This is a genomic window from Bradyrhizobium sp. IC4059 (assembly GCF_020193615.1).
GTDB lineage: Bacteria > Pseudomonadota > Alphaproteobacteria > Rhizobiales > Xanthobacteraceae > Bradyrhizobium > Bradyrhizobium yuanmingense.
The window spans coordinates 808,296-832,392 of sequence record NZ_JADYVH010000002.1 but is presented as its reverse complement, the minus strand read 5'-3'; the positions used below and the strand labels follow the sequence as shown (position 1 = coordinate 832,392).

16 protein-coding genes and 1 tRNA gene are annotated in these 24,097 nt (G+C 65.3%); 2 read left to right on the top strand and 15 right to left on the bottom strand.

Annotation, left to right across the window (positions count from 1 at the left end):
• Positions 1-2 precede the first annotated feature (2 nt).
• From I6F12_RS09965 to I6F12_RS09935, 7 genes are all read right to left on the bottom strand, one after another.
• Positions 3-1,163: a PspA/IM30 family protein gene (locus tag I6F12_RS09965; protein ID WP_225156079.1), complete on the bottom strand. Its 1,161-nt coding sequence runs from the start codon at positions 1,161-1,163 to the stop codon at positions 3-5.
• 395 nt (positions 1,164-1,558) lie between these two features.
• The gene (locus I6F12_RS09960; RefSeq protein ID WP_035999503.1) at positions 1,559-1,942 is read right to left on the bottom strand and encodes a RidA family protein; all 384 of its coding nucleotides are present in this window, start codon (positions 1,940-1,942) and stop codon (positions 1,559-1,561) included.
• 13 nt (positions 1,943-1,955) lie between these two features.
• The gene (locus I6F12_RS09955; protein WP_225156145.1) at positions 1,956-4,286 is read right to left on the bottom strand and encodes an acetamidase/formamidase family protein; all 2,331 of its coding nucleotides are present in this window, start codon (positions 4,284-4,286) and stop codon (positions 1,956-1,958) included.
• Positions 4,287-4,420: 134 nt separating this feature from the next.
• Entirely contained in the window at positions 4,421-5,662 is a 1,242-nt protein-coding gene (locus I6F12_RS09950; RefSeq protein WP_225125446.1) for an acetamidase/formamidase family protein, read from the bottom strand.
• A gap of 43 nt (positions 5,663-5,705) precedes the next feature.
• The gene (locus I6F12_RS09945) at positions 5,706-7,328 is read right to left on the bottom strand and encodes an amino acid ABC transporter permease/ATP-binding protein (RefSeq protein WP_225141915.1); all 1,623 of its coding nucleotides are present in this window, start codon (positions 7,326-7,328) and stop codon (positions 5,706-5,708) included.
• A 186-nt stretch (positions 7,329-7,514) separates the two neighbouring features.
• Positions 7,515-8,435, bottom strand: a complete 921-nt coding sequence (locus tag I6F12_RS09940) for an ABC transporter substrate-binding protein (protein WP_225141913.1) — start codon at positions 8,433-8,435, stop codon at positions 7,515-7,517.
• A 421-nt stretch (positions 8,436-8,856) separates the two neighbouring features.
• Positions 8,857-9,117, bottom strand: coding sequence for a hypothetical protein (locus I6F12_RS09935; protein WP_025036239.1), 261 nt, complete (start codon positions 9,115-9,117; stop codon positions 8,857-8,859).
• A gap of 263 nt (positions 9,118-9,380) precedes the next feature.
• Between I6F12_RS09935 and I6F12_RS09930 the strand changes: the two genes are divergently transcribed.
• Positions 9,381-9,590: a hypothetical protein gene (locus I6F12_RS09930; protein WP_036027983.1), complete on the top strand. Its 210-nt coding sequence runs from the start codon at positions 9,381-9,383 to the stop codon at positions 9,588-9,590.
• A 79-nt stretch (positions 9,591-9,669) separates the two neighbouring features.
• Here the strand turns inward: I6F12_RS09930 and I6F12_RS09925 are convergent, their stop codons facing one another.
• The 7 genes from I6F12_RS09925 to I6F12_RS09895 all read right to left on the bottom strand — a co-directional run bounded on the left by I6F12_RS09925 (position 9,670) and on the right by I6F12_RS09895 (position 20,091).
• Positions 9,670-9,816, bottom strand: coding sequence for a hypothetical protein (locus I6F12_RS09925; protein ID WP_225156078.1), 147 nt, complete (start codon positions 9,814-9,816; stop codon positions 9,670-9,672).
• Between the two features lie 174 nt (positions 9,817-9,990).
• Positions 9,991-10,064: transfer RNA gene (locus I6F12_RS09920), tRNA-Cys, on the bottom strand.
• Positions 10,065-10,148: 84 nt separating this feature from the next.
• Complete coding sequence (locus tag I6F12_RS09915) at positions 10,149-10,889, bottom strand: tRNA-uridine aminocarboxypropyltransferase (RefSeq protein ID WP_225156077.1); 741 nt, start codon at positions 10,887-10,889, stop codon at positions 10,149-10,151.
• 36 nt (positions 10,890-10,925) lie between these two features.
• Positions 10,926-14,027: an efflux RND transporter permease subunit gene (locus I6F12_RS09910; RefSeq protein WP_225156076.1), complete on the bottom strand. Its 3,102-nt coding sequence runs from the start codon at positions 14,025-14,027 to the stop codon at positions 10,926-10,928.
• Positions 14,027-17,176 (bottom strand): efflux RND transporter permease subunit, encoded by a 3,150-nt coding sequence (locus tag I6F12_RS09905; protein WP_225156075.1) that lies wholly within the window; start codon positions 17,174-17,176, stop codon positions 14,027-14,029. The genes I6F12_RS09910 and I6F12_RS09905 overlap by 1 nt, the downstream gene beginning before the upstream one ends.
• A gap of 37 nt (positions 17,177-17,213) precedes the next feature.
• Positions 17,214-18,617 carry an efflux RND transporter periplasmic adaptor subunit gene (locus tag I6F12_RS09900; protein ID WP_225141909.1) on the bottom strand — a complete coding sequence of 468 codons (1,404 nt, stop codon included), beginning with the start codon at positions 18,615-18,617 and terminating at the stop codon, positions 17,214-17,216.
• Positions 18,607-20,091 (bottom strand): efflux transporter outer membrane subunit, encoded by a 1,485-nt coding sequence (locus I6F12_RS09895; RefSeq protein ID WP_109143815.1) that lies wholly within the window; start codon positions 20,089-20,091, stop codon positions 18,607-18,609. The genes I6F12_RS09900 and I6F12_RS09895 overlap by 11 nt, the downstream gene beginning before the upstream one ends.
• A 639-nt stretch (positions 20,092-20,730) precedes the next feature.
• On the opposite strand from I6F12_RS09895, the gene I6F12_RS09890 reads away from it, so the two are divergent.
• Entirely contained in the window at positions 20,731-21,765 is a 1,035-nt protein-coding gene (locus I6F12_RS09890) for a cysteine synthase A (protein ID WP_035999544.1), read from the top strand.
• Positions 21,766-21,826: 61 nt separating this feature from the next.
• Here I6F12_RS09890 and I6F12_RS09885 read toward each other — a convergent pair whose 3' ends face one another.
• Complete coding sequence (locus tag I6F12_RS09885) at positions 21,827-24,064, bottom strand: tetratricopeptide repeat protein (protein WP_225156074.1); 2,238 nt, start codon at positions 24,062-24,064, stop codon at positions 21,827-21,829.
• Between the last annotated feature and the right edge of the window lie 33 nt (positions 24,065-24,097).

Below are 24,097 nucleotides of genomic sequence, written 5' to 3'. Positions count from 1 at the left end.
ACTCAGCCGCCCGACTTCAACCGGGCCAGCCTCGCTGCAATTTCCTTGTCGCGATGGAGCGTGCTCAGCTCGTCGATGTCGCTCGAATAAGGAATTCCCGGCGGCACGCCGGTGGCCCGTGCCACTGCCCTGCCCGCCCGCAGCGCCTTCGCCGCAGCGGAGGTGCCGCCGGATTTCCGCGACGACGATGTCTGTGGGCTGGCCTGTGCCTCGCTCTTTTCGAGATCGGCGCGGCGCTGCTCGGCATCCTGGAGCGCCGACAGCACTGCGCGGAGCGATGTGACGCATTGCTCGATCTTCTCGTTGTTCTCGTCGATGGCGCGAGAGAGCACCTCGAACTGCGCCTCCAGGTCCATTTGCCGCGCGATGCCGGCGCGGGCGAGATCATCGCGCCCGTCTGCGATCGCGGCCTCGATCTTGGCGGTCAGATCGGTCATCGCCCGCTCGATCTCGCTGCGGCGCGCGTTGAGGCGATATTCCTCGGCCCGGGCAGCGGCGAGCGCATCGCGCGCTTCGGTCTCGGCGCGCTCGATCTCGCGGATGGCCTGTCCGACCACCTTCAGCTTGTTCTTGCCCTCCGCCTGCTCGATCGCATCGTACGCGATCCCGGCAATCAGGCGCCCGACTCGGGACAGGAAATTGTCGGGAGCGGCAGCGATGGTATCCATGGCGTTCTCCTCCTCTGGCAGGCTGTTCGGCGTGACGCCGTAGTGAACTTCGAAACCGTCGTCGGTGCGGATGAGGCGCGCCGGCACGCTCTGCCCCCAGCCCTCGGCATAGCCGGCGTAGTCGAAGGGCACGCTGAAGCGCCCTTGCACGGTCGCAATCGAAATGGTGGCGGGCCCCTTGATCTTCGCGAGCTTGTCGTCGAGCGGCAGGCGGCGCCCTTGCGCGGCGCGATACTCCGCGCGGTCGCGCAGCCCCAGCGTCACCAGCCGCGAAGGCAGCGCCGTCTCTTTGCGGATCGGCTCATAGGCGTGGGCATGGAGCAGGACCACATTGGAACCCACATTGTGGATCCGCGCCACCTCGTCGAGGATTTCCATCATGCGGTCATAGGCCTGGAATGTCGCCTCGATGGCGGCCTTGGCGGCCGGGTCAGGGGCAAGCCGGTAACGCAGTGCGGACGGCGCGTTTCGGGGCGATTGGCTCATGGAAAGCACTAAAGCACCATTTTGGTGCTTTAGGAAGAGGAAGCTCGATCACGTTCTGCTGATCCCTATGCACTCTGTCGGTTAGTCGCGACGATGAGGGCCTGCGTTCAAGGCGGCCGATCATCCCTAGCTCACGGCAGATCAAGACTTCCTGCTCGCAAAGGTTGCAATTTGAGATGAAATGCGGGGAGCGTTCGGTAGGCCGTCACTCTCTCGGCACGTCGTTGCGAGGAGCTCTTGCGACGAAGCAATCCAGACTGCTTCCGAGGAGGCCGTCTGGGTTGCTTCGCTGCGCTCGCAGTGACGGAGTCTGACGCGACACCTCTGTTCATCGACTCTCATTTCAGAACGCGGCGGCGGTTACGGATATCGCTTCGCTCAATCTAGGCCACGCGCCTAGACCGTCACGGCCGCCGGCACACCAGATCGATCTCGATCAGCGCATCATAGGCCAGGCCGGTGACGCCGACGCAGGTGCGGGCCGGCAGGCGATCCGGCGGAAAGTACGTCCGATAGGTCTCGTTCATCGCCGCATAGTCTTCCCTAAAGCGCGTGAGATAGATCCGCGTCATCACGACGTGCTCGAGGCCGAGGTCGAGGCCCGCAAGGACCACCTTCAAATTCTCCATCACGGCCTTCGTCTGCGCGACGATGCCCTCGGGCAGCACGCCCGGCGTCTGCGGCGTATCGGGCATCTGGCCGGTCACGAAGACGAAGCCGTCGGTCTCCACCGCGTGGCTGAAGGGCGCGACCGGCTTCGGTCCGCCGCTGATCATGTGGAATTTCACTTGGATGTCCTGGTTAAGATGCGTCCTGAAAGAGGCGCTTGCTGAGAATGGCGTGCACGCCCCAATTGCCGTCGACGACCTGTGTTACACCGAAATCGACCGCCGCCGACATCAGCGCGATCGCCTCGTCCTCGCTGAGGCCTTTGACGTTCATCAGAAAGCGCCGCATCTTGCGGAAAGCGTCTTTCATGGCGAGATCGAGCGAGGATTTTGCGTAGGCCTCGCTCTGCCCCTGCGCGCCGAATTCCGCGAGATAGTTGGGGTGGCTGAAGCCGGTCAGCACCCAGTCGCTCTCGGTTTCGATCAGGGGATAGGAGAGATCGGCGAAGGGACGGCCGGCAAGTTCGGCTTTCTTGTGCAGGATCACCTCGAAGGTGCCGGTCATCGAGCATTCGATCGCGGTGCCGCTGAGCTCGCCGTCGCCCTGCGCTGCATGGGGATCGCCGACCGACAGCAGCGCGCCGGGGACCGAGACGGGGAGATAGACGGTTGCCCCCTTCCCCAGCCGCCAATTGTCGAGATTGCCGCCGAAGTAGGACGGCGGCACGGAATCGACGAAATCGAGCTCGCGCGGCGCCAGCGCGATGACGCCGAAATGCGGCCGCAGAGGAATCTTGATGCAGTCGAGCACGGCGTGCCGGCGCTTGATCGTACCAGGTGCGACGGGAACGCCGGGATAGTCGTAAGTGGCGTGCACCACGCCGAAGGGATCGGTCTGCGGCTCCCAGCGATAGGAATAGAGCGCGCGGGCGTGCGGCATCTCGGCCTCTTCGAAGATCTCATAGATGGTGACGGCTTCGCGCGGCTTGGGACCGCCGAGAAACTCGTTGTAGTGATAGCCCCACCACGCTGCGACAGAGGAGCCGAACACACGGCCCGCATGGCTCGGATTGCGGCTCGCCCGCGGCACGATGTCGAGGATGCGCACCTCCAGTACATCGCCGGGCTGGGCGTCCTTCACCGCGACAGGCCCGGTGCAGATGTGCACGCCAAACCCCTCGCCGGCACCGCGGCCGAACACGCTGGCATCCATCGGGCCGGCGCCGCGGCGGTCGACGTTCTTCTTGCTCCGTGTCCAGCCGAATACGCTTTCTGCGGCGCCATCGCCTGATATCATCAACTCGGGATCGTCGGAGGCGTGCTGCGTCAGCGTCTCGATGGTGATGGTATCGCCCGACGCGATCTCGATCTGCGGCGGCAGCGAGCGGCTGAAATAGCCCCAATGAACGCGGCTGGCCTCGACCGGGAGATGGTGATGACGGCGTTCGGTGGTGGTCGGCTCCCCGGCGCCGGCACAGGCGACGCTGCTGCGGGCCTCCACACTCTGATGCGCGCGCAATTGCGCCAGCGCCTCCTGCGGCCAGCCGCGTTGGCCGGCGACGCCATGTTGCACGGTCGCCCGCTCGGCCTCCTGCTGTCGGAACTCGCGCGGCGGCAGGCCGAAGCGATGGCGGAAGGCGCGGCTGAAATGCGCGGAGTCGCCAAAGCCATAGGCGTAGGCGATCTCCGAGATCGAGCGATGCGCCTCTGACGGACTGGACAGATCCGCCCAGGCGCGCTGGAGACGACGCTCGCGAACATAGTGGGTGAAATTGTCGCCAACCGTCTCGAACAGCTTTTGCAAATAACGTTCGGAAATGCCCTCGGCTTGCGCGACACGCGCGGGCACCAGATCGGGATCGTCGAGGCGACGCTCGATGGTCTGGCAGATCCGGTGCAGCAGCGCGGCCTGCGTCGCGCTCGCCCCGGCGTCGGACGTCGATGCCGCCAGTTGATGCGCGAGCGTCAGGAGAAGATCGACGAGCGACTGCGCAAGCAGATTCCATTCGGAATCGCTCAAAGTGTCGAGCGTGCGCGCGGTCGCGTCCAGCAGGCGCGAAAACACCTCGGCAAAGCCGCTGGGCGGAACGACGCGCGGCTCGCCGAGCCGCGGCTTACCCGAAAGGCGTCCGTGCAGCGCCTCGGAGGTGACTGACAGCACGATGGCGCGCATGTCCCGCTGGAACACGATGCTCCAGTCGCCGCCGCGCGGCAGCATCACGAGATGACCGACGGGAACGATGCGGTGTCCGCCGACGGTTTTCAACACCATGCCATCCTCGACCGGCATCAGCGCGATCGGCAGGTCTTCGTTCGCTCGTGCCAGCGGACCGACGCTCTGCGCGCCCGCGGCCATGCGTGTCAGCGCAACGCCGGCGGTCTGGCGATGGGAGGCGGTAGCATGCCCGTCAAAGAAGGAATGGCCGCCTGCCGGCTGCAGGCCGACCGCCGCAAGCACGTCCCGCCAGGCTTCGGGCCGGTCGTCTTGCGCGTAGGACTCGCTCGTGAACGGGCGAAAGCTCATCGGATCGACCCAGATTGCAGTCGATCGAAGCAACCTCTGTGCCAGACGCACGCGGTCATCCGTCGCCGCGACGGGCCGCAAATGGTCTCCGCTTGTCACCTGCTCATCCCGAAAACCGGCTGCGTCTCAATGCATTAGTCGCACCGAAACATGTTCTTTCTGATCGTGCCGTGGACGCCCCAATTGGCATCGACCACCTGGGTGACGCCGAAATCGGCGCCGACCGACATCAGCGAGATCGCCTCGTCCTCGCTGAGGCCATGCACCGTCATCAGAAACCGGCGGAGTTTTCTGAACGCATCGCGCATCGCACGGTCGAGACTGGAGTGATTGGCAATCTCGGTTTGCGCATCAGCGCCGAGCGCGGCCAGATAATTCGGATAGGTGAAGCCGTAGAACGACCAGGCAAGGTCGGTCTCGAGCATGGGATGGTCGAGGCCTTCGAGGCTGGTGCCGCCGAGGTCGGCCTTCTTGTGCAGGATGAATTCGAAATCGCCGGTCAGCGAGGTCTCGATTGCGGTGCCGCCGAGCTCGCTATCGCCTTGCGCGGCATGGGGATCGCCGACCGAGAAATAGGCGCCGGGGACCGCGACCGGATAGAACATCCGCGCGCCCTTGCCGATGCGCCAGTCGTCGATATTGCCGCCGGTATAGCTCGGCGGGATCGAGCTGACGAAATCGGCTTCCGATGGCGCAAGGCCCATGGTGCCGAAATGCAGCCGCGCCGGCACCTTCACACTGGGAAGGATGTTCTCGCGCTTCCTGATGGTGGCATGGTCCACGCGCACGCCCGGATAGTCGATGGTCGGGTGCACGATGCCGTCGGGGTCGGTTTGCGGCGTCCAGACGTAATTGTAGACGGCCTTCGCATAGGGCTCGCCGGAGGTGTCGAGCTCGAAGATGGTGACGACCTCGCGCGGCTTCGGCTCCTCGATCAGGTCGTGATAGTGGAAGCCCCAGTTCGCCGCGACATTGGAGCCGAAGCAGCGGCCGGCATGACAGGCACTGCAGCTCGGCCGCGGCCTGATATCGAGGATGCGCACCTCCAGAATGTCGCCGGGCTCGGCGCCTTCGATCGCGACGGGGCCGGTGAGCAAGTGCACGCCGATCCCCTCGCCCGCGCCGCGGATGAACGGGCCTTTCGTCGGGCCCGAGCCGCGGCGCGCCACCGCCTTGTGCTCGCGCGTCCACTGGAACACGCTTTCGGCACCGGGGTCGCCCTGAATCATGCGCTCGTAATCGTCGTTGGCGTGATGGGTCAGCGTCTCGATCGTGGCCCGGTCTCCCGAGCGCAGCGTCAGGGCCGGCGTGACCGTTTTGGAGAAATAGCCCCAATGGACGGTCTTCGGCGAAACCGGCAGCGTGACATGCTTCATGGCGTGACCTCTTCGGGGATCTTGCACAGGGTGGAGAGAGGGCTCATCGCACCGTCTCCGGAGCCTTGTCGGCCTCCATCACGCTGAGGAAACGCGCCGTCAGCGGATTGCGTGGATTGGAGAGCACCTCGTGCGCCGGCCCCTCCTCGACGATGGTGCCACCGCTCAGGAAAGCGACACGGTCCGCGACCTCATCGGCAAAGCGGATCTGGTGCGTCGAGATGATCATGGTGAGGCCGTCGTCAATCGCGAGGCGGCGGATCACCTCCAGCACTTCATTGACGAGCTCCGGATCCAACGCCGAGGTCGGCTCGTCCAGCAGCAGCACGCTCGGATTGGGCGCCAGCGCGCGGGCGATGGCAACGCGCTGCTGCTGGCCGCCGGAGAGATGTCGCGGCAGCGCATCGGCACGGTGTGAGAGACCAACGCGGTCAAGCAGCTCGGCGGCGCGGCGGTCGGCGTCGATCCGGGTCATGCCGTGGACCCAGCGCAAGGGCCCGGCGATGTTCTCCTTCGCTGAGAGGTGAGCAAACAGGTTGAATTGCTGGAACACCATGCCGACGCCGACACTGGCCCGCTCGTTGGCGATGGCGCGCGGCGACAATGGCTTGCCATTCTCGCCGAAGCCGAGCCGCCGGCCGCCGACGCGCACCGTGCCGGCGTCCCAGTTCTCCAGATGGTTGATGCAGCGAAGCAGCGTGCTCTTGCCGGAGCCGCTGGGACCGAGCAACGCCACCACCTCGCCCACACGCACGGTCAAGTCGAGGCCGTTGAGCACCTTTTGCCCGCCGTAGCTCTTGGTGAGGTCCTTGGTCTCGACCGCGATATTGTTGCGCGCGATCGTCGCCGCGCGACGGGCGCGCTCCTCACGGGTCAAGGCCAGCGGCGGCGTATCGCCGGGCGCTGGCTGTGCAGGCTCCGGATCAGCGGCGGTCACGGCGGCAAGCTCGAACTTGGTGCCGAGGTCGACGCGGCGCCACGGCAGATAATCGGCGAGCTTGCGTTCGCGGCGTGTGGTTCGGTCGAGGTCGAGCCACCATTCGACGAGGAGCTGGATGACACTGATGGCCGTGGTCAGAACGAGATAGAGCAGCCCCGAGGCAAAGAAGATCGAAAAGAAGTCGAAGGTCGAAGATGCCAGCTGGGTCGAGCGCAAGGTCAGCTCCTGCACCGCGATAACAGACGCGAGCGAGGAGTTCTTCAACGCGCTCACCGCCTCATTGCCGAAGGCCGGAATCATCGTGCGGATCGCCTGTGGGGCGATGACCCTGCGCATCAGCACCGACGGCGTCATGCCGAGCGCCTGCCCCGCCGTCACCTGGCCGCGGTCGACGCCGAGCACGCCGGCGCGCAGCATCTCCGCAATGAACGGCGCCTCGTTGCAGGCGAGCGCAAGGCCTGCCGCCAGCACGGCCGGCAGCTTGATGCCCATATGCGGCAGCGCGTCGTAGGCGAAAACCATCTGGAGGATCAGCGGCGTGCCGCGGAAGATCACGGTATAGGCCCGGGCGATCGCCGCCAGCAGCCAGAAGCGCGACAGCTGCATGCCGGCGAGGATCAATCCGAGGATCAACCCGCCGCCGAGCCCGAGGGCGGTCACCTCGAGGGTGAGCTCGATGCCCGCGAGCAGATACGGCATGCTCAGGTAATGAAGGAACAGCGACATCAGTCGACAGTCATGAGAACGGGATCGGGTTTGGTCGAAGACCGGCGCCTCGAGGACAGGCCACCTCTCGAAGCGAAGCTTCGGCTACGTCGCATCGTTCGATGCGATCCGGATGAGAGGTTACGCCCTCTCACCCGGCGCTTCGCGCCGACCTCTCCCCGTCGGGGAGAAGTCGACCGCGCTCAGTCAGTCAGCCGTGAGAATTTCCGGCTCGATGAAGTTGTTCACATCGAGCCCATGCTTCTTCAGGAGCGCCATGTGCGTGCCCGCCTTCTGCACCTCGATCAGGGCAGCGAGCACGGCGTCACGAAATTTCGGCTTGCCCTTGGGAACAGCGATGCCGACCGAGTATGGGATCGTCACAGCGACCGCCTTCTCCAGCTTGTCCGGATAGGCTTTTACGGCGCTGTCGACGGTGTTGACGTCGTTGATGTAGGTGTCGGCGCGGCCGGCCAGAATCGCCTGAATGCAGTTGGCGTTGTTGTCGTAGAGCTGGATGGTCGGCTCCGGCTTGCCGGCCTTCTTGCACTCCGGGATCAGCGCCTGGATCAGGGGCACCTCGACATAGCCGGTATTTTCGGCAGCAGCGGCGCCGCACAGCGACAGGTTGATGCCGTTGATGCCCTTCGGGTTGCCCTTGGCGACCAGCACGCCATCGAACACCTTCGAGTAGGTGATGAAGTCGGCCGCCTTGGCGCGCTCCTTGGTGGCGTAGATGTCGGAGATCACGATGTCGGCCTGACCGGCGGCGAGCGTGGTCAGGAGCGCCGCGAACGTCACCGCCTTGTAGGTCAGCTTGAAGCCGAGACATTCGCCGATGGCTTCACCGAGATCGATGTCGAAGCCGATATACTTGCTGGGATCCTTGGGATCGATCGTCTCATAGCCCGGCGTGTGCGGGTTGATGGCATTGACGAGCGTCTTGCCCTTCCAGTCCGGATACTTTTCCTGAAGCGCGGCGCAGGCAGCGGGCGCTGCGGCCTCCGCGCTCAGCGGTGAGGCAACGACGAGACCGAAAGCAATGGCGGCGCCGAGCATGAGCTTGTACCGCGGCAATGATGCGCGCGCCATTCCCCGCCGCGCCTGGGGCCAAATCGACTTCTCCATCTCGCCAGTTCCTCCGAAATGTCATGGCGTCTGCCATGCTCCAGTGATCGGGGAGGAAGCGTGCGGGAGTGGGCGGTGAAAAGCTTGTCCGCGGGCGTACAAAAATTTGGACGGAGCGCGCCCGACATTTGGGCAAACGGTTGCCCAAAAACTGTCCGCGGACCGCGACGCAGGTGAGGGATTCCGAATTCGGGGGATTACGAAATGCTCTCGGCCGCAGCAGCGATCTGCCGGCCCGCTGAATCATTCGGTGAGCTCATTTGACGCAGATATGACGATTGGCGACCAAGATGCGATGAAGGTACGAAGCATCCACGTCCAGCATCCGCAGCAAATCCACAGCATATCCACAGGGTGCCTGTGACGGATTCGCGAGCCTCTGCGAGGGACTTGCTGCGCACAAGCCCACAAGCCGGGCCGTTTAGCCACCCGCCTGGTCGAACACGGATCGGCAGGCCTCGCTGAGGCTGGCGCGGTTGCGGCGCAGGCAGGCGGTGATGGCGCGGACGTTGGGGATCTCGCCGGCGCAGAGCCGGTAGACGTCGGGGGTACAGGCCCGCCGCTGCTCCGCCGTTCCCTGTGCATGGGCCGCGGAGGCAAACAGCGTCAGGAACAGCCCGACCGTCGAGGCGCCCCGCGCCCGGCTCTTCACGCCCGCAAACCGCAAGAACCTCGCCTTCATGACCAGTCTCCCGCTCTGCCCTGCCCGCTCCGGCCTGCATTGGCCGGCATGGGACAAAGGGGTTACGAGAAATAAACCGCCGGGAACGTGATCTCCTTCACACCCGCTGCGCGGCGGCGGCACATAGGGTTGCCGCGGGGATTTTCAGGAATCGCTAACCATTCGGGTCCCGATCGCCGCATCGTTAAAATGCGAACGATCGGATCAATCCGGAAACAAACCGGCTTTGCGACATTGCGCCGTCCGCATTCTGCGAGGGTGTGATGAGCGAAGCCGAATTCAATTTGCTGCTGGATGCTGTCCGGGACGCCATGGTCTTTGAGGATTTCGCGCCCGTGCCGGTGGAGCAATACGTGCCTCGCTCGTGGAGCTTCGACACGACGCCCAAGGCTGCCAATAACAAGGCTGCCAATGACAACGAGGGCGCCTGGCCCCTCCTGCCCTTCCCCGACGACTGGTACGCGGCCTGCTGAGGCCACTTGAAGTGAACCGATGCGTCCGCCTTTCGGGCGGTTCGGCATGACCGAGCGCTGGGGACCGGCGCAGCCCCGATCAAGTCTTGACGCGTTCCTCGCCCTGCTGCGGCGCCCGGTCGGGTGCAGCCGGCGGGAAGATGCTGTCATAGATCGCGCGCGCCTCAGCAATGAGGCGGGTCCGCTCCAGCTCGGATTTCGGGACAAATCGAACGACGTCGCCCACGTGCTCTCCAGCTCCAGGGTTTGGATGCGTCTTTTCGCAGATGCGAAGTCTATGCCAGAGGACCTGAATCGCACCTTTCCGCCAAGCCCCGGGCAAACCCGGTGGCTCACTGGAGCTGCGGCTCGGCGGAACCGCCTATAAGTCCAAATTTTGCGGAAAATCAGAGACTTGTGATGGAGGCCACGACCAGAATTGAACTGGTGTACACGGTTTTGCAGACCGTTGCGTAACCACTCCGCCACGTGGCCCCGTAAGGGCGGACCAATATAGGGGATCAATGGCTTAGGCAACCCCACGGCCCGCGGGTAGCACAGCGAAATGTCCACCCGAAATCAGGCGCGCTTGCCGCGCCGGAAGTCGCGCCGGCGGCCCTTGGGCGCGGGCTTGGGTGCCAGTTCCGGCATCTCGGCCTGGACCTCGCGGTAGCGAGCCAGCATCCGCTCGAAACTGGCATGAAGCGTCTCGGCGATATCAGGGCGCCGCTCGAGGGCGGCGAGGATCGTCGCGGCGGCTTCGATGGTCGCGAGGCCGTCGCGGCGCGGCTCCTTGCGCAAGCGCCCGTAGCGAGAAGGACGTGCCGGATTGAGGATCACGCGCTGGCATTTCAGCATCCAGGGATTGCGCCACCACAGCGCCTTGGCCTGGCTCCAGGTGCCGTCGAGCAGCACCACGCCTTCGAGCTTGCCGAGGATCGCGCGCTGGTTCTCCGCGACCTCGCCCTTGCGGTTGAGCGCGACGATCTCACCTTCGGCATCGAGATCGGCCGCGCGTGCCGAGCCGAGATAGAGCACCGCCCAGTGCGAAGCATTCTCGACCGGCCGTCCCAGCGCCTTGGACAGGCTCGGCCAGGACAGGCCGACCCGCACGGTGGCATCGGCGAAATGCCTGGCAAGCAGCCGCGCGGTGCCGAGCGCCCTGTCCTGCTCCTGCGGATGCTGGAGGATCAGCAGCGAGAGACGATTTTCAATGGGCGTGACGCTGTCGCAGATGCAGAGAGGCATCGGCTTCTGGCAGTGCGGGCACTCGGGGATTGGTTCGGCCGGCGCGGCGGCGGTCTCAGGCGGCTTGGACATGGGGCCGCTATACGCTTGGAGCGGCTGCTCAACAACCTATTCCGCCGGTGCAGCCAGCGGACGCGGTTCGGAGCGACGACGCAGGCGGTCGATCAGGAGGTAGATTACGGGCGTCGTGTACAGCGTCAGGATCTGCGAGACGAACAGGCCGCCGATGATGGTGATGCCGAGTGGGCGGCGCAGCTCCGTGCCGGGGCCGGTCGCGATCACCAGCGGAATGCCGGCAAACAGCGCCGCCATAGTCGTCATCAGGATCGGGCGGAAGCGCGCCTGGCAGGCCTCGAAGATCGCCTCCGCCGAGGACAGGCCGCGCTGGCGCTCGGCATCGAGCGCGAAGTCCACCATCATGATGCCGTTCTTCTTGACGATGCCGATCAGGAGGATGATGCCGACGAAGGCGATCACCGTCAGCGGCGTGTTGGTGAGCTGCAAGGCCAGCAGCGCACCCAAGCCGGCCGATGGCAGTGTCGAGATGATCGTGAGCGGATGGGCGAGGCTCTCATAGAGCACCCCGAGCACGATATACATCGCGACCAGCGCGCCGAGGATCAGGAGCGGCTGGCGACCGCTGGTCCTGGCGAAATCGCCGGCATTGCCGTCGAAGCTGCCGCGAATGCCTTCGGGCATGTGCAACTCGTCGACCGCGCGCTGGATGTTCTGGGTCGCCGCCTGAAGCGGCACGTCCGGCATCAGGTTGAAGGACACCGTGGTCGATGGGAACGACTGCGAATGATAGACGGCGAGCGCAGCGAGCCCGCGCGTCGCGCGCACCACGGCCGACAGCGGCACCTGCACATCTCCCGCGCCGGCGACGTAGATGCGATCGAGATTGGAGGGGTCGACCTGGAACTTCGGGTCGATCTCCAGCACGGTCATGTACTGGTTGCGCTGGGTGTAGATGATCGAGATCTGCCGCTGTGCGAAAGCGTTGTTCAGCGCGTTGTCGATGTCCTGGACCCTGACGCCGAGCGCGGACGCCTTCTGGCGGTCGATGGCGAGCGTCAGCTGCAGCCCGCCGGGATCGCGATCGCTGGAGATGTCGGTGATGCCCTCCACGCTCTCCAGGCGCTTGGCCACGATCGGCGCCCATTTCTGCAACAGGCCGAGATCGGTGCTGGTGAGCGTATATTGGTAGTCGGAATCGCTCTGACGCCCGCCGGCCCGCACGTCCTGGGCCGCGAACATGAAGAGGCGGATGCCGGGCACGGGATATAGCGCGCGCCTGAGCCGTTCGATCACGACCTCAGTCGACACGTGGCCACGTTCCTCCGGCGGCTTCAGGCTGATGAACATGGTGCCGCGGTTCGAGGTCGCCGGACCCGGGCCCCCGCTGCCGACCGTCGAGCCGATGCCGGCCACGGCGGGATCCTTCATCACGATCTCGGCGAGCCGCTGCTGCAGGCCGAGCATCGACTGGAACGAGGTGTCCGCCGAGGCGCGCGTCGCGCCGATGATGAAGCCGGAATCGTCCGTGGGGAAGTAGCCTTTGGGGACCTTGATGTAGAGCGTCACCGTGAGCGCGATGGTGGCGAAGAACACCAGCAGCGTCAGCAGCGGGAATTCCAGCACGGTGCGCAGGGTGCGGGCGTAGAACACGATGGTGCGCGACAGCGCGCCTTCGATGATGCGGTCGAACAGCGTTGCCGTGCCGGAGGTGGCCTGCCGGATGTAATGGGCGCAGATCATCGGCGTGACCGTCAGCGACACCAGCGTCGAGACCAGGATGGCGAAGGTCAGCGTCAGCGAAAATTCGCGCAGGAGCCGACCGACGACGCCGTCCATGAAGATCAGCGGCGTGAAGGCCGCGATCAGCGACAGGCTGATCGAGACCACAGTGAAGCCGATCTGCTTGGCGCCCTCCTGCGCCGCCCGGAACGGCCGCATGCCTTGCTCGAGGTTGCGGAACATGTTCTCGATCATGACGATGGCGTCGTCGACGACGAAGCCGACGGAGATGGCGAGCGCCATCAGCGACAGGTTGTCGATGGAGAAGCCCGCGACCCACATGCCGGCGCAAGTCCCGGCGAGTGCCAGCGGCACCGAGATGCCGGCCGCGATGGTCGGCGTCAGCCGCCGCAGGAACACGAACACGACGACCATCACCAGGACGGACGTTGCCAGCAGCGTCCATTGCATGTCCAGCACGCTGGCGCGGATCGTGCCGGTCCGATCGACCAGGGTGGAGATCTCGACACCGGCCGGGATCCACTGCTTCAGCTCGGGGATCAGCGCCTTGACCCGGTCGACGGTGTCGATGACGTTGGCATCGCCCTGCTTGGTGATCTGGATCAGAACCGCCGGTTGCCTGTTGAACCAGGCTATCGAGCGGACGTTGCGGACGGAATCCTCGATGTCGGCGACATCCGACAGCCGCACGAAATTATTGCCCGAGCTCTTGATGACGATGTCGCGGAACTCCTTCGCCGTGCGCATCTGCTTGTTCAGCGACAGCGTCTCGCTCTGGCGCTCGCCTTCGAAGATGCCGACGGGGCCGAGCGCGTTGGCGGCGATGATCGCGGTTCGCACGTCGTCAGTGGCGATTCCAGCATTGGACAGCGCAACCGGGTTGAGCTGCACGCGCACGGCCGGCTGGTCGGCGCCGGAGATCGACACGTTGCCGACGCCCGGCACCTGCGAGATGCGTTGCGCCAACACGCTGTCGGCGACGTCGTAGATCGCCGACGGAGAGATCGTCTTGGAGGTCAACGCCAGCACGAAGATGGGTGCGCCGGCCGTGTTCGCCTTGCGGAAACGCGGCAGCGTCGGCAGGTCGCTCGGCAGGTCGACCATCGCGGCGTTGATGGCCGCCTGCACGTCGCGCGCGGCCTTGTCGATGTTGCGGCCTATGTCGAACTGAAGCTGGATGCTGGTCGTGCCGAGGCTCGAGGTCGAGGTGATCTGGTTGATGCCGGCGATCTCTCCCAAACGTCGCTCCAGTGGCGAAGCGACCGTCGCCGCCATCACGGACGGATCGGCGCCGGGCCGGCTGGCGGAGACGAAGATGGCGGGAAAGTCGACGTTCGGGACTGAGGCGACCGGCAGGAACCGGTAGGCGACGACACCCAGCAGGAACAGCCCGATCGACAGCAGCGTGGTCGCGACCGGACGGCGGATGAAGGGCTCCGAGATCGATGCCATCACTGCATCCCCTCGGTCGCGCCGGCGACCGGCGGGCCGCCGGATCCAGCCGGCGGCAGTGCCTGCTCGAACCGGCGGTTGATGCGGTCGAGCGCCAGGTAGATCACGGGCGTCGTGTAAAGTGTCAGGAGCTGGCTGAGCAGCAGGCCGCCGATGATGGAGATGCCGAGCGGAAAGCGCAGCTCGGCGCCGGTGCCGCTTTCGATCGCGAGCGGCAGCGCCCCGAACAGCGCCGCCAGCGTCGTCATCATGATCGGACGGAAGCGCAACAGACAGGCCTGCACGATGGCTTCACTGGGCGACATGCCCCGCCCGCGCTCGGCCTCGAGCGCAAAGTCGATCATCATGATCGCGTTCTTCTTGACGATGCCCATCAAGAGGATGATGCCAATCAGGCCGATCACCGAGAGGTCCTGTCCGCACAGCATCAGTGCCAGGATGGCGCCGACGCCGGCCGAGGGCAGCGTCGACAGGATCGTGATCGGATGGATATAGCTCTCGTAGAGCACCCCTAACACGATGTAGATCGTGATGACGGCGGCGAGCAGCAGCCAGGGCTGGCCGGCGAGTGCCTTGGCGAATTCGGCGGCGTCGCCGGCATAGACGCCGACGATACTGCCCGGCATGCCGATGCGGGTCTCGATCACCTTTACGGCTTCGACGGCATCGCCGAGCGCCGCGCCCGGCGCCAGGTTGAAGCTGAGCGACACCGACGGGAATTGCGCCTGATGCGAGATCGCGAGCGGCGCCGTGGTCCGCTTCAGCGTCGCCACGGCCGACAGCGGCACCTGGGCATTGGGCGCGCCCGCGGTGGCGCTCGCGGCACCCGGCAGATAGAGCTTCGACAGGATCGAGGGATCGCGCTGATACATCGGCAGCGCCTCCAGCACCACCCGATACTGGTTGGCCTGACCGTAGATGGTCGAGATCTGCCGCTGCGCGAAGGCGTCGTTCAGCGTGTCGGTGATTGCTTGCAGGCTCACGCCGAGCTGGCCGGCGCGCGTGCGGTCGACATCGAGCTGCGCCCGCAGGCCGCCCTCCTGCGCCTCGGAGGAGACGTCCCGGAACAAGGGATCGCGCCGCATCTCCGCAACCAGCTTGCGCGCCCATTCCGAGACCAGCGTCGCATCGGTGCCGGTCAGCGTGTACTGGTATTGCGAGCGGCTCGACTGGGTCGAGATCTGCACGTCCTGCACCGGCTGGAAATAGACGGTCATGCCGGGGATGCCGGAGACCCGCTCCTTCAACCGGGTCACGACCACGCTGACATCGTCGCGGCGCTCGCCGCGCGGCCGCAAGCTCATGACGAGGCGGCCGACATTGGTGGTCGGGTTGACGGAGCCCGCACCGATCACCGAGACCACGCCGACCACATCAGGGTCGGCCCTGATGGCCTCGGCCGCCTCGGCCTGCCGCCTCTTCATCTCCGCAAACGACACGTCGGGCCCCGCCTCCGTCACCGCCGTGATCGACGCGGTGTCCTGCAGCGGCAGGAAGCCCTTGGGCGCGACGACATAGAGCACCAGGGTCACGATCAGCGTAACGAAGGTCACGACCAGCGTGGCGCGCTGGCGCTCCAGCACCCACAACAGCGATCCGTGATAGGCGTCGACCGTGCGGTCGATGAAGCGGCTGATCGCGGCCAGTCCCGGCACGGCCAGCTCCTCGTGCGCGTGCTTGAGCAGCCGCGAGCACATCATCGGCGTCAGCGTCAGCGAGACCACCGCCGAGGTCACGACCGCAATCGTCAGGGTCAGCGCGAATTCGCGGAACATGCGCCCGACCAGGCCCGACATGAACAGGAGCGGGATGAAGACCGCAATCAGCGACACCGTCAGCGAGATCACGGTGAAGCCGATCTCGCTGGCGCCCTTGCGCGAGGCCTCCATCGCGCCGTCGCCATTTTCCATGTGGCGCACGATGTTCTCGATCATCACGATGGCATCGTCGACGACGAATCCGGTGCCGATCGTGAGCGCCATCAGCGACAGATTGTCGAGACTGAAGCCGGCAAAATACATGATGCCGAAGCTCGTGATCAGCGACAACGGCAGCGCCACGCCGGCGATCACGGTCGCGCGCAACGAACGCAGGAACAGCAGCACCACCAGCGTCACCAGCACGACGGCAAGGACCAGGGTGAATTGTACGTCGCGCACCGAGGCGCGGATGGTGACGGTGCGATCGGAGACGATGGTGAGATTCACGCCGGCCGGGATCGCGCGCTGCAGTTTCGGGATCTCGGCGCGGATCTGGCTGACGACGTCGATGACGTTGGCGCCGGGCTGGCGCTGGATGTCGAGGATGACCGCCGGCGTGCCCTGGTACCAGCCGCCAGTGCGGTCGTTCTCGAGGCCGTCGACGATCTGGGCGACATCGGCAATGGTCACGGGCGAGCCATTACGATAGGCGATGATGACGGGCTTGTAGGCTTCAGCCGCCGCGATCTGGTCGTTGGCGGCGATGATGTAGGATTGCTGCGCGCCGTCGAGCGAGCCTTTCGGCCCCGAGACATTGGCATTGGCGATCGCGGTGCGCAGATCTTCCATCGCGATGCCGTAGGCTGCAAGGCGCGCCAGATCGGCCTGGATGCGCACGGCCGGCTTCAACCCGCCCAGCACGGACACGCGCCCGACGCCGGAGATCTGGCTCAAACGTTGCGCCAGAATGGTGTCGGCGATGTCGCTCATCACCCGCAGCGAGATCGTGTCCGAGCGCAGCGCCAGCGTCATCACCGGCGCATCCGCCGGGTTCACCTTGGCGTAGGTCGGCGGGTAAGGCAGCGTCCTCGGCAGCACGCCCGCGGCGGCATTGATCGCGGCCTGCACGTCCTGCGTCGCCCCGTCGATGTCGCGGTTGAGCTCGAACTGCAGCGAGATCTGGCTGACGCCGAACGAGCTCGTCGAGTTCATCGCCGAGAGCGACGGGATCTGCCCGAGCTGCCGCTCCAGCGGCGCGGTGATCAGCGAGGCGATCACGTCCGGACTCGCGCCCGGTAGCTGCGTCGTCACCTGCACGGTCGGGAAATCGACCTGCGGCAGCGCCGAGACCGGGAGTGCGAAATAGCCGAGCAGCCCGCCGATCAGAAGCGCGATGCCGAGCAGCGAGGTCGCGATCGGCCGGCGGATGAAGGGTTCGGAGACACCCATGGGTTATGCCTGCCGCTTCAAGCGGCTGTTGTCGGGATCATGGCTGCTTGGCTCCACTTTCCGATGCCCCCGGCCCCGGCGCCGGTCCCGTCTGCCCCTTCTGGTCGCCTTCGCTGCTCTTGCGCTTGGCGCGCAACTCGCCGTCCTTGGCTTGGCTGTCCTTCTGCCCGTCCTTCTGGCCTTCGTTGGCACCATCCTTCTTCTGGGCGTCCGGTGCGCGCGAGCGCTTGCGTGGGGCAAGATCGGCCGACGGAGTCTGGTCATCGCGGCCGACGATCACCTTGGAGCCGTCGGACAGATTTGCGAAGCCCGTGGTGACCACCCTCTCGCTCGCCGACAGGCCGCTGGCGATCACGGCGTCATGCTCGTTCTGCTGGGTCACCGTCACGGGCTTGGCCGAGACGATGTTGTCCGCGCCGATGACGTAGCTGAAAGTGCCGATCGGGCCACGCTGCACCGCAGAGGTCGGCACCACCAGCGCCTGCGTCAAGGTCTCGACCTTGAGGCGGACATTGACGAACTGGCCCGGCCAGAGCTGGTAATTGGCATTGGGGAATTCGGCCTTGAGCTTGAGCGTGCCGGTGGTCTGGTCGACCTGGTTGTCGATGCCGGTGAGCTTGCCGGTATCGATCACCGTGATGCCGTCATTGCCGAACACGTCGACCGCGAGCGGCCCCTTCGCTGCCGCCGCGTTGACGCGCATGATCTGCTGTTGCGGCAGGCTGAACCACACCGCGATCGGCTGCAATTGCGTGATCACCACGAGGCCCGTGGTGTCGGAGGCATGGATGATGTTGCCCTGGTCGACCAGGCGCAGGCCGACGCGGCCCGAGATCGGCGCCACGATCTTGGTGTAGCTCAGCGTCGCCGCCGCGTTGTCGATCGCAGCCTGGTCGGCCTTGACCAGCGCCTCGGTCTGCGCGACCAACGCACGCTGGGTGTCGGCCTGCTGCTTGGAGCCGGCGTTGGAGGCCGCGAGCTGCTCGTAGCGCGCGAGGTCGATGCGTTGGTTGGCGAGCTGGGCCTGATCCTGCGCCTTCTTGGCAACCGCCTGGTCGTACTGAGCCTGATAGATCGCCGGATCGATTTCGCCGAGCACGTCGCCCTTCTTGACGTCCTGGCCTTCCGTGAAGTTGACCGCGATCAGCTTGCCGTCGACCTGCGAGCGCACGGTTACGGTGTTGAGCGCGCGGATCGCGCCGACGCCGTCGAGATAAACCGGCACGTCCTGGATGCGCGGGCTCGCCGCCAGCACCGGCACCGGTAGATCGGGGCGCTGATTGCGGTTGTTCGCCTGCTGCTGCTGCATTGCAATCCAGCCGACGTAACCAAGGCCGCCAAGGATCGCGAGCGTGATCAGGGTCATGACGAAGCTGCGGCCGCGCGATCGCTTCGCTGTCCCCTCTCGCGCGCCTTGCTTGGTGTCCGGCTTAAAGAGCATTGACCGGTTTCTCCATTCGCGGCTCCCAGCCTCCGCCGAGCGCCTGGTACAGGCTGACGATGGCCAGAAGCCGTGCGAGTTGGGCCTGCCACAACGCGTCTTCCGCCTGGAACAGGGTCAGCTGGGTGTTGAGCACGGTCACGATGTCGGCGGTGCCGGCGCGCAATTGCTGCTCGGAGAGATCGAAGGCGCGACGCGAGGCGGCGACGACGTCGCGCTGCAATTGCAGCCTGATCGTGGTCTGCTTGATCGAGAACAGCGCGTTGTCGACGTCGGCAAAGGCCTGGATGATGGTCTTGCGATAGGTTTGCAGCAGCTCGTCCTGCCGCGCCTTGGCCAACTCGAAATTGCCGAGGATCCTGCCGCCGTCGAAGATCGGCTGTGTCGCGCTGCCGACGAGCTGGAAGAAGGCCGCATGCGGCTGGAACAGCGAGACCAGCGCCGAGCTCTGGTAGCCGCCATTGCCGGTGAGCTGGATGGTCGGAAAGAATTGTGCCCGGGCATTGCCGATGTTGGCGGTGGCCGAGGCGAGCTGCGCCTCCTGTCGGCGGATGTCCGGCCGCTGCGTCAGCAACTCCGACGGCAGGCCGGGCGTCACGCGCGGGATCGCGATCCGGTCCAGAGAGCCGCCGTGCACGCGCACGCTCTCCGGCGGCCGCGACACCAGCACGGCGAGCGCGTTGACGTTCTGGTCCAGCGTCTGGCGCAACGGCGGCACCAGCGCCTTCTGGTTCGCCAGTACGCTCTCCTGCTGGGCGACGTCGAGATCGGTGCCGGTGCCGGCCCTGCGGCGCTCCCTCACCGCATCGAGGATGCGCTGCGCGCTTGCGATGTTGCGCTGTGAGGTCCTGATGCGGTCCTGCGAGGCCAGCACCTGGAAATAGGCGTTGGCGACGGCGGCGAGCGTGGTCAGCGCGACCGTGTCGCGATCGAAACGGTTGGCGTTCGCCGTCTCCTCTGCCGATTGCAGCGCGTCGCGGTTCTGGCCCCAGAAATCGAGCTGATAGCTCGCGCTCAGCGAGGCCGAATAATTGACGACCTCGCGTCCGCCGATGGACAGTCCCGAAGCGCTCGAGCCCGATGTGCGCGAATAGGTTTCGGATCCGCCTGTCGAGACACTCGGCAGCAGCGCCGCGCCGGCCTGCCGCGCCTGGGCGTCGGCCTGGACGATGCGCGCCACGGCCGCGGCGATGTCGAGATTGACGGTCTGCGCCTCCTCCATCAGCTGCGCGAGCTCCGCAGAGCGGAAGCCGCGCCACCAATCGAGCGACGGCGGCGCATCGCCCTTGCCGGCATATTTGTAGTGCGCGGGAACGTCGAGCGCGGGATCGGGAAGATCCTGGGTCAGCACGCACGCCCCCGAGCCGGCGGCGAGGCACAGCACCGCAATCCATCGTGCCGCGCGCAGCGTTCCGAATGCAGAACCGAGGGACCGCCGCGAGGCGATCACTGGAACTTGCTGTGTCACATCCACCCCCCGCCGGGCAGATCAAGCCGCCGCAACGCTGCCGGATTAACCGATTCGCGGCGGGATGGTCGGGAGGCTTTGGACGACGCGCTCACAGTAATGATGCTTTCTGCGGAACTTGAGCTTCATACTAGCCGGGCGCGGAACGGCGGGACAGTGCCGCAATTGCGAGATGCCCGTGCCAACGAGGCGGGAGCGAACTGACAAGAATGCGAAAAGCGCCTGTCTCGCAGAGACTTTCTTCATTGCGAAACATTGGGAAACGTAAGCAAGCTTACCAAGATTTCATGTGATATCGCGGCCACACCCGTTGCTGCAGGGTTCACTTCGCCTCTCCCGCTGCGGCGGCTGAGGTTCTTACCACCGAGGGACAACCGCATTTCTAGACAATCCCCCGCGAACAGGACACGCGCCCTGTCGCGACCCGTTTCGCCCGTGGCAAGAATTGGTCGCAACAACGTTGATCGGGAGCGCAATCGTTTCGTGCACGGGCCGGGGTTGGGCCATTTCCTACTGCAGGCATATCACTGTTTCCGCGGGCGTTTCGGTCGGGTTCGCCGCAGCGCAAAAGCCTTCCCCTTTGGCCTCCCAAGCACTAGGTTCGGGCCAAAGCCGATCAACCCCTTGGTAGTGATTTTCCCCGACATGACCATTCGCAACGACGTTGTCGAAGCCATCGGCAACACCCCCCTGATCAAGCTCAAGCAGGCTTCGGAATTGACCGGCTGCACCATCCTGGGCAAGGCCGAGTTCATGAATCCCGGTCAGTCGGTGAAGGACCGCGCCGGGAAATGGATGATCCTGGAGGCCGAGAAGCGCGGCGAGCTGAAGCCCGGCGGCCTGGTGGTGGAAGCGACCGCCGGCAATACCGGCATCGGCCTTGCCGTGGTTGCGAGCGCGCGCGGCTACCGCACCCTGATCGTGATCCCGGAGACGCAGAGCCAGGAGAAGAAGGATTTCCTGAAGCTTTGCGGTGCCGAGCTGATCGAGGTGCCGGCCCTTCCCTACGCCAACCCCAACAACTACCAGCATGTTGGCCGGCGGCTCGCCGACGAGCTGCGCAAGACCGAGCCCAATGGCGTGCTGTTCGCCGACCAATGGAACAACCTGGACAACGCCAAGGCACATTACGAATCCACGGGGCCTGAGATCTGGGAGCAGACCGGCGGCAAGGTCGACGGCTTCGTCTGCTCGGTCGGCAGCGGCGGCACGCTGGCCGGCGTCAGCCGCTATTTGAAGGAGAAGAACAAGAACATCCGCATCGCCTGCGCCGATCCGCATGGCGCCGGCATGTACGAATATTTCAGGACCGGCGATCCCAAGGCGACGCCGGGCGGCTCGATCACGGAGGGCATCGGCCTCAACCGCGCCACTGCGATCGTAGAAACTGCCAAGGTCGACGATGCCTATCTCATTCCCGACACCGACGCCGTCAGTGCGATCTACGAGCTGCTCCAGCACGAAGGTCTGTGCCTCGGCGGCTCGACGGGCATCAATGTCGTCGGCGCGATGCGGCTTGCGAAGCAGCTCGGGCCCGGCAAGACGATCGTCACCGTGCTGTGCGATTCCGGCAGCCGCTATCTGTCGAAGCTGTTCAACGCCGACTTCATGCGCGCCAAGAACCTGCCGGTGCCGGAATGGCTGGAGAAGCGCAGCAACATCAAGCCGCCCTTCGTCTGATCGTCACGCGCATCCTCGGGCCGAAGGCGCAGATCCACAAAATCTGCGCGGTTCGGCCGGCTTAAGCGACCTCCCCGCTTTCCGAGGCCGCGGCACAATAGTCGCGCCAGAACTTGCGGTAGCCCTCCTCGACCCTGCGCGTGTAGGTTTCGACATTACCCGCGGCCGAAGCCGCGATCCGGGCCGGCAATTCCGCGCGCAGCTTTGCCAGATGCGCGGGCTGGGCAGCGAATTTGCACGCGATAGCGGCGTAGCCCTCGTCGTCCTCTGCCACCCAGTCGTCAAGACCGACGGCGGCCGCGATGGAGCCGCCGGCGCGCGAGGATGCGCCGTGGCCGAGCTTGGCGACGACCGGAACGCCCGCATAGAGGGATTCCCAGGTGCTGACGCCGCCGTTCTGCGGAAACGGATCGAGCGAAATATCGACCAGCGCGAAGGCTCGCAGATGATCGGCGCGCTCGGACGAGCCGAGGCAGGTGATCCTCTCCTCGGCAATCCCGTGGGCGACAAAGCGCGCGAGAAGGCCGTCGCGCACCAGGGGATCGTCGAGCAGCGTATGCTTGATGATGATCTTCGATCCGGCCACCTCCCGCATCACGTTCGACCACACGCGAATGGCCTCGTCCGAGATCTTGTTGACGCGGTTGAACACGCCGAAGGTGACGTAGCCGTTGCGGAGCATGGGAAGCTCCGAAGGCGGCACATCGAGGATGGGATCGATCGTGATCAGGCACGGCAGGTCATAGACCTTTTCGGCCAGCAGATGCCGCGCCGATTGCGGAATGAAGACCGGGTCCGCGAGCACGTAGTCCATCGTCCGAAGGCCGGTACCGGTCGCGTGCCCGAAGCCCGTGACCTGGATGGGAGCCGGCTTGCGGGCGAAGACCTGAAGCCTGTTGCCCGACGAGTGCCCGGACACGTCGATCAGGATATCGACCTTGTCGGCCTCGATACGATCGGCCAGTTCGTCGTCGAACATCTGCCAGGCATCGACCCAGCCGTCTGCCGCCGACTTGAATTCGGCTGTGATCGCATCTTGAGTCGGCGAACACGAATAGCAGACGACCTCGAAGCTGGCGTGATCGTGATGGCGCAGCACCGGCAGCAAGCCGAACGCCGCCGAATGATACCAGAATTCGGCGGAAACATAGCCGATCACGATCCGCCTGTCGGGATCGAGCTGCCGGGGGGCGAGCTTCCTCTGCGGCACGCGGGCACCGATCGCTTCGCCCCAGGACTTTCGCGTTGCCTGCTGGATCGTGAAATCGGCGTCGGGGAGAAAGTCAAGATAGTAGATCTTCCGCGCCATCAAGTCTGGATCCGGAGAGATCGCCAGCGCGGCGTCGAGATGTTCGATTGCGGACGCGATTTCTCCCTGATTTGCAAAACAGGAGCTCAGCAACGCCAATGCGATCGTGGAACGTGGATTCTGCTCGAGCAAGGTCGTGCAGGCCAGGATCGCCTGTGCGGTGTTGCCCAGGCTGAGCGAGACCTCCGCCTTTCCCCGCAAGGCCATTTCGAACCGGGGCGAAAGCGCAAGGGCCGCATCGAAGTCCGCGGCCGCCTGTTCCAGCCGCGACAGCGCCGAGTTGAGGCGTCCGCGCTGCGCCAGGATCTTCGCCGAATCGGGCTTGATCGCGAACGCCGCTGCGAGCGCAGCTTCCGCCTCATCGTAGCGCTTGAGCTCGATGCTGACCACGCCTTTGCCGATCAGCGCTTCGACGTGGCGCGGCTGAAACAACAACGCGCGGTCAAAGCTCTCCCTGGCGCGGTCAAACCGGAACAGCGCCAGCTCCGCCACGCCACGATTGCAAAACGCGTCGGCGTAGTCGGGCTTCAGCTTGATCGCGCGATCGTAGACCTCGATGGCCTGTTCGGGCAGGTTCATCTGGAGCAGGGTGTTGCCGAGACCGGCCAGGGCCGGCGTAAAATTCGGCTTCAGCGCAATCGCTTTCTCCTGACAGGCGCGGGCCGCTTCCAGTTTCTGAAGCACGAAGTAGAGCGCCGCGAGATTGCTCTGAGCCTCGTGCGAACGCGGATCGATCGCAATCGCGCGCTCGAGCAGCTGTTGCGCCTCGTCGAGGCGCCCGCCCTGCTGCACGCTGAGGCCGAGCACGTGCGTCGCGTCGAAATGATCCGGAACGGCTTGCAGGATCTGGCGGCAGAGCGCCTCGCTCTCCGCATATCTGCCTTGACCATAGGCGCTCGCCGCGGCGGAGATGACGGCGTCGGCCTGCTTCTTCAATTTCTTCTGCAACCGCGCATTCTGGAATGCGCGCGCGCCGACGTTGCTCTGCAAGGTGTCTCTCCGGAAGATGGCCCAAGGCCGAGT